At 29.8% G+C, this 15,285-nt stretch carries 14 protein-coding genes and 1 CRISPR repeat array; of the genes, 2 read left to right on the top strand and 12 right to left on the bottom strand.

Annotation, left to right across the window (positions count from 1 at the left end; genetic code table 11):
- Nucleotides 1–43 precede the first annotated feature (43 nt).
- The 3 genes from EQF90_RS04590 to EQF90_RS04600 all read right to left on the bottom strand — a co-directional run bounded on the left by EQF90_RS04590 (nt 44) and on the right by EQF90_RS04600 (nt 2,089).
- Nucleotides 44–1,438, bottom strand: a complete 1,395-nt coding sequence (locus EQF90_RS04590; RefSeq protein WP_134710781.1) for an N-acetylmuramoyl-L-alanine amidase family protein — start codon at nt 1,436–1,438, stop codon at nt 44–46.
- Nucleotides 1,439–1,514: 76 nt separating this feature from the next.
- Nucleotides 1,515–1,652: a hypothetical protein gene (locus EQF90_RS04595; protein WP_167604009.1), complete on the bottom strand. Its 138-nt coding sequence runs from the start codon at nt 1,650–1,652 to the stop codon at nt 1,515–1,517.
- A 296-nt stretch (nt 1,653–1,948) separates the two neighbouring features.
- Complete coding sequence (locus tag EQF90_RS04600; RefSeq protein WP_167554090.1) at nt 1,949–2,089, bottom strand: hypothetical protein; 141 nt, start codon at nt 2,087–2,089, stop codon at nt 1,949–1,951.
- 515 nt (nt 2,090–2,604) lie between these two features.
- On the opposite strand from EQF90_RS04600, the gene EQF90_RS04605 reads away from it, so the two are divergent.
- Nucleotides 2,605–3,024, top strand: a complete 420-nt coding sequence (locus EQF90_RS04605) for a hypothetical protein (protein ID WP_134710782.1) — start codon at nt 2,605–2,607, stop codon at nt 3,022–3,024.
- 15 nt (nt 3,025–3,039) lie between these two features.
- Nucleotides 3,040–3,360: a hypothetical protein gene (locus EQF90_RS04610; protein WP_134710783.1), complete on the top strand. Its 321-nt coding sequence runs from the start codon at nt 3,040–3,042 to the stop codon at nt 3,358–3,360.
- A 90-nt stretch (nt 3,361–3,450) separates the two neighbouring features.
- Nucleotides 3,451–5,136: direct repeats of the CRISPR family, unit length 36 nt; unit sequence GTTTAATACCTATACGAAATTACATCATACTCAAAC.
- A gap of 138 nt (nt 5,137–5,274) precedes the next feature.
- On the opposite strand, the gene EQF90_RS04615 is transcribed toward EQF90_RS04610, so the two are convergent.
- From EQF90_RS04615 to EQF90_RS04655, 9 genes are all read right to left on the bottom strand, one after another.
- Entirely contained in the window at nt 5,275–7,029 is a 1,755-nt protein-coding gene (locus EQF90_RS04615; RefSeq protein WP_134710784.1) for a DUF2326 domain-containing protein, read from the bottom strand.
- Nucleotides 7,019–7,264, bottom strand: a complete 246-nt coding sequence (locus EQF90_RS04620; RefSeq protein ID WP_134710785.1) for an ABC-three component system middle component 6 — start codon at nt 7,262–7,264, stop codon at nt 7,019–7,021. The genes EQF90_RS04615 and EQF90_RS04620 overlap by 11 nt, the downstream gene beginning before the upstream one ends.
- A 32-nt stretch (nt 7,265–7,296) precedes the next feature.
- A complete protein-coding gene (locus EQF90_RS04625; protein ID WP_134710786.1) occupies nt 7,297–8,265 on the bottom strand; it encodes an ABC-three component system protein in 969 nt (322 codons plus the stop codon).
- A gap of 51 nt (nt 8,266–8,316) precedes the next feature.
- Nucleotides 8,317–9,846 carry a recombinase family protein gene (locus tag EQF90_RS04630; protein ID WP_134710787.1) on the bottom strand — a complete coding sequence of 510 codons (1,530 nt, stop codon included), beginning with the start codon at nt 9,844–9,846 and terminating at the stop codon, nt 8,317–8,319.
- 1 nt (nt 9,847) lies between these two features.
- The gene (locus EQF90_RS04635; protein WP_134710788.1) at nt 9,848–11,524 is read right to left on the bottom strand and encodes a recombinase family protein; all 1,677 of its coding nucleotides are present in this window, start codon (nt 11,522–11,524) and stop codon (nt 9,848–9,850) included.
- Entirely contained in the window at nt 11,525–13,195 is a 1,671-nt protein-coding gene (locus EQF90_RS04640) for a recombinase family protein (protein WP_134710789.1), read from the bottom strand.
- A 143-nt stretch (nt 13,196–13,338) separates the two neighbouring features.
- On the bottom strand, nt 13,339–13,569 hold the full coding sequence (locus EQF90_RS04645; RefSeq protein WP_134710790.1) for a DUF6870 family protein: 231 nt from the start codon (nt 13,567–13,569) through the stop codon (nt 13,339–13,341).
- A gap of 464 nt (nt 13,570–14,033) precedes the next feature.
- Nucleotides 14,034–14,450, bottom strand: a complete 417-nt coding sequence (locus EQF90_RS04650) for a sigma factor-like helix-turn-helix DNA-binding protein (protein WP_134710792.1) — start codon at nt 14,448–14,450, stop codon at nt 14,034–14,036.
- Between the two features lie 250 nt (nt 14,451–14,700).
- On the bottom strand, nt 14,701–15,285 hold the full coding sequence (locus tag EQF90_RS04655) for an MptD family putative ECF transporter S component (RefSeq protein ID WP_330167149.1): 585 nt from the start codon (nt 15,283–15,285) through the stop codon (nt 14,701–14,703).

Genomic DNA, 15,285 nt, shown 5'->3' on the forward strand with positions numbered 1-15,285 from the left:
GGTCTATTAATGAATACATTTCTTTTTGTTATTATTAACATATTTATTTTTCCCAAACACCGTTAGAGTCCACATACCAGCCATTAATTGTTGTTGATTTAGCCATTTTACCATTACCTAATAGATAATACCATTTACCATTTGTATCTTTTACCCATTTATTTGTTGCCATGTCACCATTATTGTTGAAGTAATACCATGATGAGTAATTATTATCATAAAACCACTCATTTTTTGCCATCTTACCATTACCTAATAGATAATACCATTTACTATTTGTATCTTTTACCCATTTATTTGTTGCCATGTCACCATTATTGTTGAAATAATACCATGATGAGTAGTTATTATCATAAATCCACTCATTTTTTGCCATTTTACCATTTACTGATAGATAATACCATTTACTATTTGTATCTTTTATCCATTTATTTGTTGCCATGTCACCATTATTGTTGAAATAATACCATGATGAGTAATTATTGTCATATAACCATTCTGTTTTAGCTAATTTGCCATTATTTTTTACAAAATACCATTTATCAGATACTTGCGACCAACTTTTTTTACTATCTATTGATAGTAGCCAGTTAAAGTATTCTTCTGGTTCTAATAACGGGTCATTTTGGTCATCTTCATAATAGTCTTTATAGCTAAATATATTTACTTCTGATGAACCAAGTCCGTCTTCTGTTTCCCAGAATCCATATCCTTGGATAGAATAATCATGGACAAATGCTAAGAAGTGTCCGATTTGACCATCATATTTTAATTCGTCTTGAGGTATTGTTTTAAGAGCATCTTTTATTTTCTCTATGCCTCCTACTTTTTCAATGGCTGCTAAAATTTCTTCTTTAGTCACTGGTTTATCAATTCCGAATTTTAGTTTTAATACTTGGTCAAATGTTTCTTTTTCTTCATCATGCCATTCTATATAAGCTGGTATCCTGCCGTTGGTTTCGTCTATATAGCCTTGATATCTTACCCTTGCTATTTCTCCTGTATTAAACATTTCGGCATGTTCTTTATGTGTTTTATAGTATTCATTTCTAAAAGCTGATTCTAAATTGATTCTCTTATTTGTTTTTAATGGAGTATATCCTTTGCTTTTTCTAAAGTTATTTATCTCTACTAATTCTTTAGCAGCCCTTATTAAGTTATCTTTGTTAAATGATGATTTCTTATCATTCACATCTATTTTACTTAGGAATGCTTTGGCTTGTCCACTTTTATCTCTACTTGCTACATCTTTTAATGTCATTCCAAATGCTTGTAAAAATTTTTCAGATTCAGTTTGTGCTTTTGCCTCTACTACTGTATTTCCTATTAAAGGACTTCCTACACTTGTTAAGATTCCAAATGCTAATAAGCAACTCACAAATCCTACTTTTAATTTTCTAATTCCACATTTTGGTTTTCTTTCAATTTTATTAAACATAATAATTTTATCCTCTTCTTATATTCTATGTTATTTTTTATCCCTTCTGTTTTGTTTGGTGACTCCAGATTTCAGACTACCTGTTAGCTAATGTATTCATTACAGTAGTAAATTGTCTACTCTCTTTCATACGCTCACTCTTAATTCTCAATATGGCATCTAGGTGTGATGCCAATACAAATGCTAATTCCTGTATCTTCACGTTTTTTGGCACTTCATACCATTCCCCCTCTACATTTATTTCTAATAGTTCCTCTTCAGGAATACTATTGATTACTACCTGTGTAGTTAATTCCGAAACAACTGGGTGAGTTGCTTTTACTATTTCTATCGGACTTTCTCCTTTAGTTATCTTATTAGGTTAATACCTATACGAAATTACATCATACTCAAACCATTATCGCCATCATTCTTATTGCTTGTTGGGTTAATACCTATACGAAATTACATCATACTCAAACACCCTCTATCTTATAAATACATTTATTGTCGGTTAATACCTATACGAAATTACATCATACTCAAACTCCAATCAAAGACACTACTTTTGGAATGTAAGACTATATGCTCTTGTCTTTTTTCATTTGAAATGTAATCACTTCTACCAACTACATTTGATATTTTTGTTTGTCTTGAATATACATTTGCCATAGTCCTAAACTCCTTTTTTTTAGTAAATAAAGTATATATTATTTACTAGCTCTTTGCAATAGCACAAATACACCCTTATGGATTTTCGACCTTCAGTCTCTATCCTATAAGGGTGTATTTACTTTAAATTATATAGTGAATAAGAAAACGTTGATATATATAATAAAGTATCATAATATATAAGTATAAAAACAAAAAAACAGGAAGAATAATATTACAAAATTAAAAAAGAAAATAGCTATGTTTTTAAGTGTGCTTATATTTACCTTAAGTTTTACTATACCAGGTGTATATGCTAAGAATAATTTTCTTACTAACAGTTCGAATGAAAAACATTTTATGAGAATGTACAAGAAATAAAAGAGTATTATGAAAAAATAGTAACGAAAGAAAATGCAGTAAATGAAATAAAAACATTATCAAACAGGAATTTAAACATAAAGAGAGAAGTAGAATCTATACAAAATAAAGGCTATGCTTTCGAAGACACTTATCAAGTATTAGAAGGTTCAAAAATGTTCTATTACTCAAATGAAGACAAATCAATAAATGGATTTATTGAAGTAAATTCTGATAATTATTTAGTTTATGAGTTTTCTTATGATTCAAAAGGTCAAATTGAGTCTGGTGTTTTAAGAGATTCAAATAAATCAGTTGAGTATGATAAAGATAATGGAATTACAAAAAAATCAAATAGCGAAACAAAAGTATCTTCAAACAAATTAAGAGTATCTGCTACTGCCTCATCTCAATACTCTAAACCAGATAAAAGAACAGTTTCATTTATTTGTGGACTATTGATGACTTATTCAGGTTGGTCACTAAATCAAATAGCTGCTTTAGTATTAAAAGGATTAGGAGCAGGACCTGTAGGATTGGGAGCTGTAGCTTTATTATTTACATTAGGTACAACTTACGCTTCAACTTATTGCTAATATTAGGAGAAACTAATGAAAAAAAACAGAAATGAACATATAAATATAAAAAAATTAGATATAAAAAAAACATTATTGAGTTTTAATATATTTTTATTTTTTGTTTTTATTTTTAGGATTATTATTGACAGAAACAAGTTTACAGACATAGTACCAACCTTTACAGCCATATTGTTAAGCGTAAATATATCTTTTTTAATAATTTATAATTTAATTATTAAAAAAAATTCTAAAGATGATGAAATTAAAAGTAATATTAAATTGATAGTGTTTTCAGCACCTTTAGTTGTTTTGTTAGGGATTTTATTTTTTAATATTTTTATAAAAGTAATGTAAAAATGAAGGGAGATTATTTCCTCTCTTCATTTTTTTTTATAATTCTTCAACATCAATCTGGCCATTTATATTCTCGATTACTTCTTCACGGTTTAATACCTATACGAAATTACATCATACTCAAACCACTTCGTCATATTCGCTACCTTTTAACTTGTTTAATACCTATACGAAATTACATCATACTCAAACATAAAAGATAAGCTTTATGTAAATTGTAAAGTTTAATACCTATACGAAATTACATCATACTCAAACTCGTAACTTGATGTTTTTTTGCTTTCTGCGGTTTAATACCTATACGAAATTACATCATACTCAAACGCTTCAATCATGACTTGTAACTTTTCAAGAGTTTAATACCTATACGAAATTACATCATACTCAAACATATTTTTTTCTTTTATTCTGCTTCCTATTGTTTAATACCTATACGAAATTACATCATACTCAAACTTCTCTATTCCAAAATGTTGCAGAGTCATAGTTTAATACCTATACGAAATTACATCATACTCAAACATATTTTTTTCTTTTATTCTGCTTCCTATTGTTTAATACCTATACGAAATTACATCATACTCAAACAGAAGTAGATGACACACTTGTGTATCAAAAGTTTAATACCTATACGAAATTACATCATACTCAAACTACAAGCTTAGTCCTAGTTGCAATATCAAAGTTTAATACCTATACGAAATTACATCATACTCAAACTTAATAAATGACGAAAGTATAAGGCATAATGTTTAATACCTATACGAAATTACATCATACTCAAACGTCAGACTTTGCTTTATTTTTATTTGATAAGTTTAATACCTATACGAAATTACATCATACTCAAACACAAGAATTGATTCTTATGCAAAACAAAATGTTTAATACCTATACGAAATTACATCATACTCAAACAAAATGAAAAAACACCTACTGAGTAGATGTGTTTAATACCTATACGAAATTACATCATACTCAAACTTCTAACCCTTTTATTTGATGATTGTATAAGTTTAATACCTATACGAAATTACATCATACTCAAACAACGCAATTTGATAGATATATATCTGCCAAGTTTAATACCTATACGAAATTACATCATACTCAAACATTTATGTTTTTTGTTAGCATAATATACAAGTTTAATACCTATACGAAATTACATCATACTCAAACGGAACAGATATTGATGCTTATGCAAAACAAGTTTAATACCTATACGAAATTACATCATACTCAAACCTATAAGTTCGGCATATATTTTCACCTACAGTTTAATACCTATACGAAATTACATCATACTCAAACTAAGTTTTAACAATGCTTTCTAAGTACTCTGTTTAATACCTATACGAAATTACATCATACTCAAACTTTGTTACAACTATCTTAACATGATTTTTGGTTTAATACCTATACGAAATTACATCATACTCAAACAACATCACTTTTTAAAGCTTTTAATTCGTTGTTTAATACCTATACGAAATTACATCATACTCAAACTTATATCATTTCCATGTGATGACTTGATATGTTTAATACCTATACGAAATTACATCATACTCAAACCAAAACTAAAAAATATAGACATAAAACCAGGTTTAATACCTATACGAAATTACATCATACTCAAACCAGACCATTCGGGCAATAGTCTCTCATCTAGTTTAATACCTATACGAAATTACATCATACTCAAACAGTCCTCTTGAAGCATCCGCCGCTCCAGCTGTTTAATACCTATACGAAATTACATCATACTCAAACCGGTGCAAGAGACAAATATATAAGAGATGGGTTTAATACCTATACGAAATTACACCCTTGTGTCAAGTATTGGATACATTTTATTCAATCACCTACAAAAAGAGAGAATGTTTTTGAACATCCTCTCTTTTACACAACTTATTTCATATTATCAATATTTTTGTGCTTATCTTCTAAATCCAAATCTACTTGAATACCAAGTAGTTTACTTTCAGATGCATCATCATTTAATTCTAAAATAATATTATTCGTTACTATTTCTTTATACTCCTCAATTGACATTAAATCCTTAAAAGACATTATAGTATCTTCATTCATGGAACAAATATATTGAAACTCAGAATCTATAGTAACATCGTACGCTATTCGTAAAAGCATTTCTCTTTGCCTTGGATCCATGTTTGCAAATAATCTACTATCATGAGCTAAAAATCTCATTTTGCTTCTTCTACACATTAACAGTAATAAATCAAAACAAAATAATCTTACTTCATTTACTCCATCCGATGAATCATCTTCTATCCTTGCATCTAAGGTATATCTAATCATATTTTCACCAGAATTATTTTTTATTACTAATCCACTTCTCTTCTTTGGATAAAATTTCTTTGCATACTCCCAAAAACCATTCCTTAAGTTATCAGTTACTGTTTTTATACTTTCAAGATATTCATTAGTTTCTTTATCTTGATTTATAAATGAAGCCTTTATCTCCAATTCAATATCTTTATATGATTTAAGTATTTTTTGATATCCCTGTATTCTCTCCATTTCATTTTTTAATGAAGACAGTTGTTTAGTTAAAGCAACATATTCTTCTAATGCTCCATGAGAATCTAAATATCCTAGTAAATTATCCATACGTTCTCCAATAGCAAGAATTTGTTTGTCTATTTTTTCTAATTCAAGCTGATGTTTACGTAATTCTTTTTTCAAGCGAATATTTCTGGACGATATTTGTTTTCTATGGAATTCAAGAACTTCATCGATGTTTTTTTTAACCATATCAGGAATTTCAATATTAGCTGCTTCATATACCCTTATAACATCTTCTTCATTTGCTTTAGCTGTTTCTTTAAAAGATTCTTCAATGTTTTTTATATAATTATTTATAAGGACGCGTTTATTTTCTAATATCTTTTTTTCATAACTTTTGTCATTTGCTTCTAGTTCTAACTCATGATAATTATTAGAAACTTTAAATTCTGATATTTCCCTTTCTAATTCACTTATTCTATACTCTAAGTCTGCTACATCAAGTTCTGCATCATTTTCACCTAGATAATACCTTTTAAAAAACGGATCTTTTTTTATAGCATTTTCTGTTCTTTTAGCATCAGTTTGCTTTTCTCTCAATTCTTTTTTTTCTACTATTAAAGTTGTATCAATTCCAAGTAAATATAGTGTATTTAAAAGCTTACTATAATCAGATTCTTTTGGAATATATGTGTCAAATCTAGAGTATGATGATCTATATCTTCTTACGAATCTAGAAAACAACGTATTCCATGTCATATTCTTTGGAGGATCAGAAATACCAAAACAAAGATTTAACATATTTTCTCTCATAGTCTTTAAACTTATATCTTTCCCACAAAAGTTTATTCTATTTTGTTCGCTGGTATTTCGTGATGCAAAATATTCTTTTCCATCGACTTCAAATTCCAATGTAAACACCCACTCAGGTAAATTCTTTGTAAAAGAATCAATTTTGTTTGATCCTAAACAAAAATGAATCAAGTGTAATACAAAAGATTTACCAACCCCATTATACGTATTTCCATCATTTTCATTATGTGGGGAAGCCTGCTTGCCAACAATAATATTCAAACCTTCTTTGAAATTTATAGTATGAAAAGAGGATTGATTAGCTCGTAAACACTTAAGTTTCACTACATACTACCCCCTTCTCAGTTTCTTTTATTGCTTCTATCATATACAAGTAATCTAATGTTGCAAGGTATTGATCAAAAGAAAACTTTACAATGTATTTTTTTCTTTCGTAAGCATTCTTATAATATAACCATAAATCATCTACTGAGGTAGGAGATTTTAATTTTTCTAACAAAAAAGCTCCAAATCCAAAGAATGATTCACTTAATGATAATTGTTTCTTTGGTAGTATCATATTAACATCTCCTCCTTTCTTTCTATATAAATCTAACTTGGCTCCTCAAATATATCACAACTCGAAAAATAATAAGACATTAAAACTAATACACTAGTTTGTATTGGGATCGTGTTTTTTACACACGATTTTTCTAAAATATAATAAAACCTACAATCAGCAAAGTTCTCTTTTGTATTATTTATATTGTTCTTAGATTCCTCATACAGCATATGAAATTTCTTTTGTAAAACCTCCTTAACACCCGGTGTATTATTAAAATACTCCCTTAAAATTCCTTCTTGATACCCCCCTATGGTCAACTGACTTTTTACACCTTGACTTAATCCATTAAAACTAATTTTTTCATCAAAATCTGGCACAATTAAGTTTTCTGAGTAATTTATATCACACTCAATATTCAATAAAAATTTTACCGTTTCATTTAATGCATCATATTCTACCATTGGCATGCTCTGCTCAGGTATAAATCCTACTATATCCTGTTTTGAAAATTTATCTAGACTATTAAATATGTTTTCTAAATCACTAGCTCCTAAAATTTCAATATCAATGTTTGAATAACAACTCTGTTTTCCTAAATCTATTGCCATCTCATGAATCAATGCTGGAACTCCTTCATATTTATCATTAGCTACAAAAAAATATTTTCTAATTGGGCATACATAATTCCATTTTTTGTACAATCCCTCAAAATCTTTCTTTAATTTTTCAACTCCATCAGCAATAGTTCCCTTTTTATTTAAATCCTCAGGGGCAAAAACTTGATAATAAGTTCCAGTATATTTATCAAATCCATCATTCTTGCCATCTCCAAAACGTCCATATGCTTTTACTGGTTTAAATTTAGAATTATGCTTACACATTAAAGATACAAAAAAATCTTCAAATTGCTGTCCTTTATAAGTTAAAATTTTATTTCTAAAAATAATTTTAGCTATATACTGTTCTTCATTATTTATAAGGAATACCCCCTTCCCATATATATAAAATATATTCATTATACCATATTTATCAAAATTTTAATAGTCCTTATTTTACAATCAGACACATCAAATACGAGCAAATTTCCAAACTATCTCAACTGTTTCTTTATCATAAACATATATCTTTTCTATAACTTCATTGATCCAGTCTAAGACAAGTTCTCCATTTGATACTGCTTCTTTTAACTTATCTACATTTAGCTTATGTCCTGAAGTAGTATTTTCCTTTACTTTGCTTTCTATGATGAATATTTCTTGCTCAATATCCTGAATATGTTCGCTTAAAATTTGTTTTTGAAATAGATATGCTTCTTTATCCATTATACCATTTTTATGCTTTTCATATAGCTGCATCTTTTCAACTTGAAGTTTACCTTTATCAATTTCCAGCTTATTCTTTCTTTCAAGCAAACTTTCACAAATAATGTTTTGAACTTTGTTCTCAATATTCCTTGTCTGCTCTTTTTTAAGAAAATTCTCTGTATAAAGTTTGATTTCTTTTGCCACTACATCTTCAAGCGTGGATGCAGTTATCTTTCCTTTCATACAACCACAATCTTTCGCCTTATATCTATAAGGGCAACAGTATCCATCACTTTTCCCATAATGAACAGTGTAGCTCATTTTATGATGGCATTTACCACAATAGATTTTATCCTGAAGTATATGAAAATTCTTCCTATCCCTGCTTATACGCTTTTCATTGCGACTTAACATATCTTGGACTATATTAAAATCTTCTTTGGTTATTATAGCTTCGTGCATATCTTCTCGTATTATCCAGTCCTTACTGTCAATCCATTTTCGATTATCAGAACCAACCTCTTGCACCCTTGTCTTTCCACCTACAACTGCTCCGGTTAAAACTCTTTGCGTTAATACATACCTTATAATCTGACCAGTCCAAATTCCACTCCCTCTCTTTAACCCGATGTGCTTGGCAGGAGTTAAAATACCTCTATTGTTGAAGTCTTTTGAAATGGAAAGCATACTTTCTCCAGATAAATATCTTCCAAATATCTCCTCAATCGTATGTCTTACCCTTTCATCAACAAGTAGTTTATGATGGTCTTTCTCATCTTTTACATATCCATAAGGTGCCTTTGAACCAAAATAGTAACCTTTATCCTGTCTTACTTTTACGGAAGAACGCATTTTTTGCGAGATGTCTTTTGAATAATAATCATAGACAAGGTTTTTAAACGGTACTTCCAATCCATTTATTCCATTTTCATTATTGTTACTATCATAGTTATCATTTACAGAAATAAATCGAACTTGCATAAATGGAAATATCTGCTCAATATAGGCTCCTGATTCAATATAATCTCTGGCAAAACGGGATAAGTCTTTCACAAGAATTGTCTTCACTTCATTTTTCTTAACAAGAGCAATCATCTTTTGAAACGCCGGACGATTAAAATTTGTCCCACTATAACCATCATCAATATGCTCTCTAATCTTAACTCCAGTAAATTCCTCTCTTGAATTGATATAGTCTTTTAAAATCTCTCTTTGAGAAGTAATGCTGTTACTTTCGTCTTCCTGATCTCCATCTTCTAAGGAAAGCCTCAAATAAAAATCCACTGTATTCATATCAACACCTCTTTTTCCTTCCGCCAATTTTTTCAGCAAAGATAGGTGTTTCTTCAAAATTAAATTTAATTTCTACCGTATTGTCATTTCCTATAAAGATTTTATCTATAATGCTATCTACAAAATCTTTATCCCATTTCTTAGTTTTTCCCTTTAACAGTGCTTTCAGGTATTTATGCTTTTCTTCAAGTTTAGAAGTTTCTTCCTCAAAAAATACTATCTTTTTTTCTTTTATATCTTCAAGCTCACTTTTCTTTTGATAAAGCCCTTCTTTTTCACCTTCAAAATCTGCCTTATCCCACTGCCCTAAAACATATTTTTCATAATACTCACCTTGAAGCCTATTAAGTCCTGAAATCTTTCTCTCTATTTTTGTCAAGGCTTTTTCCTTTTGCTTATTAAGTTTCTTTTTAATAAGGTCATAACCATTTAGGTATTCTTTATAGCTATTACCTTTATTGGAAAGAATCATATCGAAGGCTGCCTCAACCGTTTTTTTAAGAGTAACTTCTGTTATAGATATTCCACATTTTTCAGTGCTATATTCTCTAAAGCGATTACAACTAAAGTAAAAAACTATCTTTTTACCACTTAACTGTCTGTGTGTACTCATTTTTCTTTTGCAGTTATTACAATAAACTTTATCCCTAAAAACTGTATCATCCGATGCATTTTTATCTATGTTACTTCTATTTGTATTCACCTTTGAACCTATTTTATCCTGCACTTTATTGAACATATCTATAGAAATAATAGCTTCATGAGCATTTTCTGTTACTGTCCAATGTTCCTTATCAAGAACCTCTCTCTTTTTACCTTCATAAAGGTGTTTTTGATTTCTACCCTGAATTAAAGTTCCTGTATAGACACGATTTTTAAGTACCTGTAGTATTGTCGTTGGCTTCCATATTCTAATAGGCTTATCATTTTCAGATATTGCTGTCTTATATTTTCTATAATCAGTTGCTACATATACTCTTTTCTCATGGAGCAATTTTGAAATATCAAGTGTACTGAAACCTCTTAAATAAGACTCAAAGATTTCTTTTACAATAGGAGCTGTATTTTCATCTATATATAATCTCCTTATCCCATCTTCATCTTTTCTTGCTGTATATCCATAAGGTGCTGCTCCACAAATAAAGCTCCCCTGTTTAATTCTAATTTGATGTGATGTGGATATTTTCTTTGAAATATCTTTAGCATAAGTTTCATTAACAATGTTCTTTAAGATTACCTCCAGTGATTTATTAGAATCTTCCATGTGAAAAGTATCCAAATTATCATTAACAGCAATAAACCTTATACCAAGAAACGGAAATATCTTTTCTATAAAGTTGCCAAGCTCTGTATAATTTCTTCCAAAACGGGATAAATCTTTTACAACAATACAATTTACTTTTCCTGTTCTGACTTCTTCCATAAGTTTTTCAAAATCAGGTCTATCAAATTCCGTTCCGGTCTTTGAAATATCTTTGTATATTCCAACTAAATTATGTCCATCATTCTTCTTAATATAACTTTCACATAGAGCACTCTGATTTTCGATAGAATCACTCGGTTTTTCTTTTTTATCTCTTGAAATTCTTGTATAAATAGCGGTTTGAAAACTGCTTTCCACTACCTTATTTAGTTGAATTTCTTCAGATTTAATTCTCCTATTTGCTGTTCTTGCCATCTATACCACCTCCATGATTTTCTCTGGGTACTGGTTGGTATAACTATTTATCTTATCAAACACATCTAAGGTTTCATCATAATTAAATTGAATTTCTATCTTTTTATCTTCTAAAACATAAATTTTATCTATCAGCCTTACAAGAAGCCCTCTTTCCAAAGTGCTTATATTTTTGTATTTTTGAATGTCTGAAAAGAAGTTCTGATTTCCCAAGCTCTTTTTGTAGAGTTTTGTGATTTCTTTATTCTGTCTTTCTAATATTAGTTCGCTCTCAACAATACGATTAGTATAAAATTCTCTCATATCGTAAAACTCATCTTCAGAGATTATTCCTTCTTTTAAGTCCTGATATAAAGATGATTTTAGAATTTCAAACTTCGCCTTACTTTTCTTAGTTTGTTCCTGCCTCTTATCTATCTTCTTAAACAGGTTATATGATATTTCCATTGCTCTTACTTTTTCAGAAATAGCTTCATATTTACCAAGTGATGAAATATAATGCTTAATCATTGCGAGAACAGTATTTTCCAATTCTTTCTGCTTGATTGAATGCCTGCTACAACCAAGACCTTTGTTATACGCAGAACAAATATAATATACGATTGGAGTTTTCCCTCTTTTGTCTACCTTTTTGGTCATTTGTTGATTACAGTCCTTACAAAATAATAGCCCCGAAAACAAATCAGCTTTTTCTCCATAATTTTTTGCTTTTATATCACATTTCAAAAGTTTTTGTACAATCTCAAAGTCATTTATATCAATGATAGCTTCATGATTATCTTCAATTTCAATCCAATCACTTCTATCTTTAGAAACAACTTTATCGAGCTTATAATTTATCTTCTCTCTTTTTCCTTGTTGTAGTGTTCCGATATAGATTTCATTAGTTAAAATGCGATTAATAGCAGGCGTATCCCACTTTGCAACAGCCTTTGTACTAAACCCTGTTTTATATCTAATCCCCTTCGCTCTTTTATGTTCCATCGGAGATAATATGCCTGTTTCATTTAGATGTTTTGCAATAGAATATGAGCTATATCCTTCAAGTTTCATTGAAAATATTTTTTGCACCACATCATAAGCTTCTTTGTCTATCACTAATTTATGCTTATCTTCTTTGTCCTTCTCGTAACCATAAGGAGCATAATTTGATATAAACTGTCCTTGCTTTCTCTTTACTTTACAAACACTTCTTACCTTTGCAGATGTATCTCTACAATAGTTATCATTAATAAAGTTCTTAAATGGAATAACTAAATTCTTTTCTGTTTCACTTGCTGTAAAGCTGTCATAATTATCATTTAAAGCGATAAACCTTACATCAAGAGAAGGAAATACTCTTTGTAAGTATCTTCCGCTATCAATATAATCTCTTCCAAATCTCGATAAGTCTTTTACAATAATACAGTTAATACTTCCAGTAATGACATCTTCCATCATTGTCTTAAAAGCCGGTCTTTCAAAGTTTATTCCTGAATATCCATCATCTACATATTCTTTTGCAAGTTCCATATCTTGCTGCTTAGCAATATAATCCTTTATTTGTAACCTTTGATTAGAAATACTATTGCTCTCCACCTTGAAATTTTTGTCATATTTTTCATCGTCCTGAGATAATCTAAGGTACATCGCCACCTTAAAACCATTTGCATCCAAAGTATTTTTAGACATAACAAAACCTCCAAATCATTCATTATTTTTCCAAAGAAAAATATGATAACTTGGAGTTCTCAGCACATATTAAATTGTATCCCTATATGTTTAACAGTATAGCACATTTAAACAAAAAAGTCAGCTCCCATTTATCATATTTTTTAATCAATCAGCATTGCTTTCTTCTGCAAATATGATAGAAAACAATCCTCTAAACTTCGCCCATTTTTTGCGTAACTACATTTTACAAGCACATTACCGACTTTCATAAAATACATAGAAATCGGATCTACGCTGCTTTTATCTCTTATATCTTTAATGTCAGGGACTATCTTTTTCTCTATATCTTCCACTGACATATTTTTATATCTTGTTAATTCTTCTATATTCATTAGGAAACTCCTCTCTTCGTTGTTTTCTCTAATTAAGTTTTATGACATTGGCGGGTGCTTAGGATTAGCAACATTGGAATCTCACCACCGCCTCTGTTAAGATAAGCCGGCTTTCACTAAAGAAGTATCATTATCATTACTTAGATCATGGCTCACAAAGTTATCCCTGTTCTTTGCTTTAGAATATTTATCTATCGCTCGTTTCCTTATCTCCTTGCTTATAGCAGTATTCATTTAAACCGAATTTAATCAGCAGAAAAGTCGTGGCGTAAATTTCTTTCGCTCACTAAGTAATTAAAAGTCCCGTCTTGGTCTATTCAGTTATCAAAGAACAATTGCCTAATGGCTCTAAGAGAGAATTCCTTTTAAATATCTTTAAATTTATTTCCTATCTTCTAAAAAATTAAAGAGGACAGATCTCCCTTCACTTTATAAAGGAAAATCTGCCCCATACTACAAGGTATTTAACCCAATAGTTCTTCCAAAAGTTTCTTTAACTTCTTCAAGATATTGTTTTTTCTCCACTGTATAGCTTGATAGCTCACTTTCTTTTCAGTTGCAACACTTGATAAAGTTTCATCATTGAAATACAAGCGTTCAATAATATCTCTTTCTTCTGCATTAAGTCTTGATATAGCATTTCTAACTGCTTCAATCATCATCTGTGTTTCCACAATCTTTTCTACATCAACGCTTTCATCAACAATATTATCTACAAAGTGTCCATCATGATCCAATGATGAAAAAAAGAGCAAGTGGTTTCTCTTGTCCACCTGCTCTAAATACTTTTCGTGTTCTTTTTCTCGCCAGTAGACTTTATATATCTGCTCGCTGACTTTAACCCTTTGTCCGTTGACATAAAGGTAATATTCTTTTGGCATTTTATTCCCTCCATTTCTTTTTTGTCTGCGTTTTTAGACAAAAAAGGAGGACTTCTGCACATAGGCATAATAAGTCCTCTGAAATGAAAGAAACTTGCTCTTTCCTTATATTTTAAATTTGATTTTTTATGATAATTACCAGTATCAAAAAGGTCTATTGTTTTTTTCTATATGAATAACAGACCCTAAATAATACATAGCAATTACCTCCATTATTTAATCCATTTTTTCCCTCACAAATAAAGATTGATTAAATCACTCCTGCTTTTTCAAAATGTTTTTTAAGTATCCTTATTGCAACAAATGCTCCTATGCAAGCAAGAACAAAAGTTATCAAGCCAAATCCTACTGCCCACGAAACTTTGAAATAAGATAATGCTTCTTTTATTTGTGCTTCACTCATTTTCCATTTTGATGCTCTTTCCACAAAAGAAGCTGTTCCGAATAAAATCACAGGAATTACTGTTCCTAAAAAATCTGCTAATGCAAATATCCCATATCCAATAATCATTCGTCCCTTGCTCTCATAATTTCCTATAATCAAATCACATATAATTCCACCGATTACAGCAAAGACTGCATGCGGCAAATGTCCTCCTGACAATGCAATTAAACCAAGAAGCGTTCCTGATATTGTAAATACGCCCTTCTTTTTAACTTTCAAAGCCATAAGGATATAAACGGTAGCAGCTACCATAAAGCTAACTCCTGAAGCAATAAATCCTCCAATAACTGTTGTTGCCATAGCAAAGCTGGCTGCCATGTATATCACAATTCCAATTGCATTAAAAATTCCGATTGTAATAAAATCACGACCATTCAATTTGTTTTTCAT

The sequence above is a fragment of the Helcococcus ovis genome (genome assembly GCF_004524775.2).
Lineage (GTDB): Bacteria > Bacillota > Clostridia > Tissierellales > Peptoniphilaceae > Helcococcus > Helcococcus ovis.

Coding starts and splice junctions, on each gene's coding strand:
- EQF90_RS04605 (WP_134710782.1), top strand. CDS start 2,605: ATGTTCTATTACTCAAATGAAGACAAATCAATAAATGGATTTATTGAA.
- EQF90_RS04610 (WP_134710783.1), top strand. CDS start 3,040: ATGAAAAAAAACAGAAATGAACATATAAATATAAAAAAATTAGATATA.
- EQF90_RS04630 (WP_134710787.1), bottom strand. CDS start 9,846: ATGAATACAGTGGATTTTTATTTGAGGCTTTCCTTAGAAGATGGAGAT.
- EQF90_RS04650 (WP_134710792.1), bottom strand. CDS start 14,450: ATGCCAAAAGAATATTACCTTTATGTCAACGGACAAAGGGTTAAAGTC.
- EQF90_RS04600 (WP_167554090.1), bottom strand. CDS start 2,089: ATGGCAAATGTATATTCAAGACAAACAAAAATATCAAATGTAGTTGGT.
- EQF90_RS04645 (WP_134710790.1), bottom strand. CDS start 13,569: ATGAATATAGAAGAATTAACAAGATATAAAAATATGTCAGTGGAAGAT.
- EQF90_RS04625 (WP_134710786.1), bottom strand. CDS start 8,265: ATGAATATATTTTATATATATGGGAAGGGGGTATTCCTTATAAATAAT.
- EQF90_RS04635 (WP_134710788.1), bottom strand. CDS start 11,524: ATGGCAAGAACAGCAAATAGGAGAATTAAATCTGAAGAAATTCAACTA.
- EQF90_RS04640 (WP_134710789.1), bottom strand. CDS start 13,195: ATGTCTAAAAATACTTTGGATGCAAATGGTTTTAAGGTGGCGATGTAC.
- EQF90_RS04620 (WP_134710785.1), bottom strand. CDS start 7,264: ATGATACTACCAAAGAAACAATTATCATTAAGTGAATCATTCTTTGGA.
- EQF90_RS04655 (WP_330167149.1), bottom strand. CDS start 15,285: ATGAAAAACAAATTGAATGGTCGTGATTTTATTACAATCGGAATTTTT.
- EQF90_RS04590 (WP_134710781.1), bottom strand. CDS start 1,438: ATGTTTAATAAAATTGAAAGAAAACCAAAATGTGGAATTAGAAAATTA.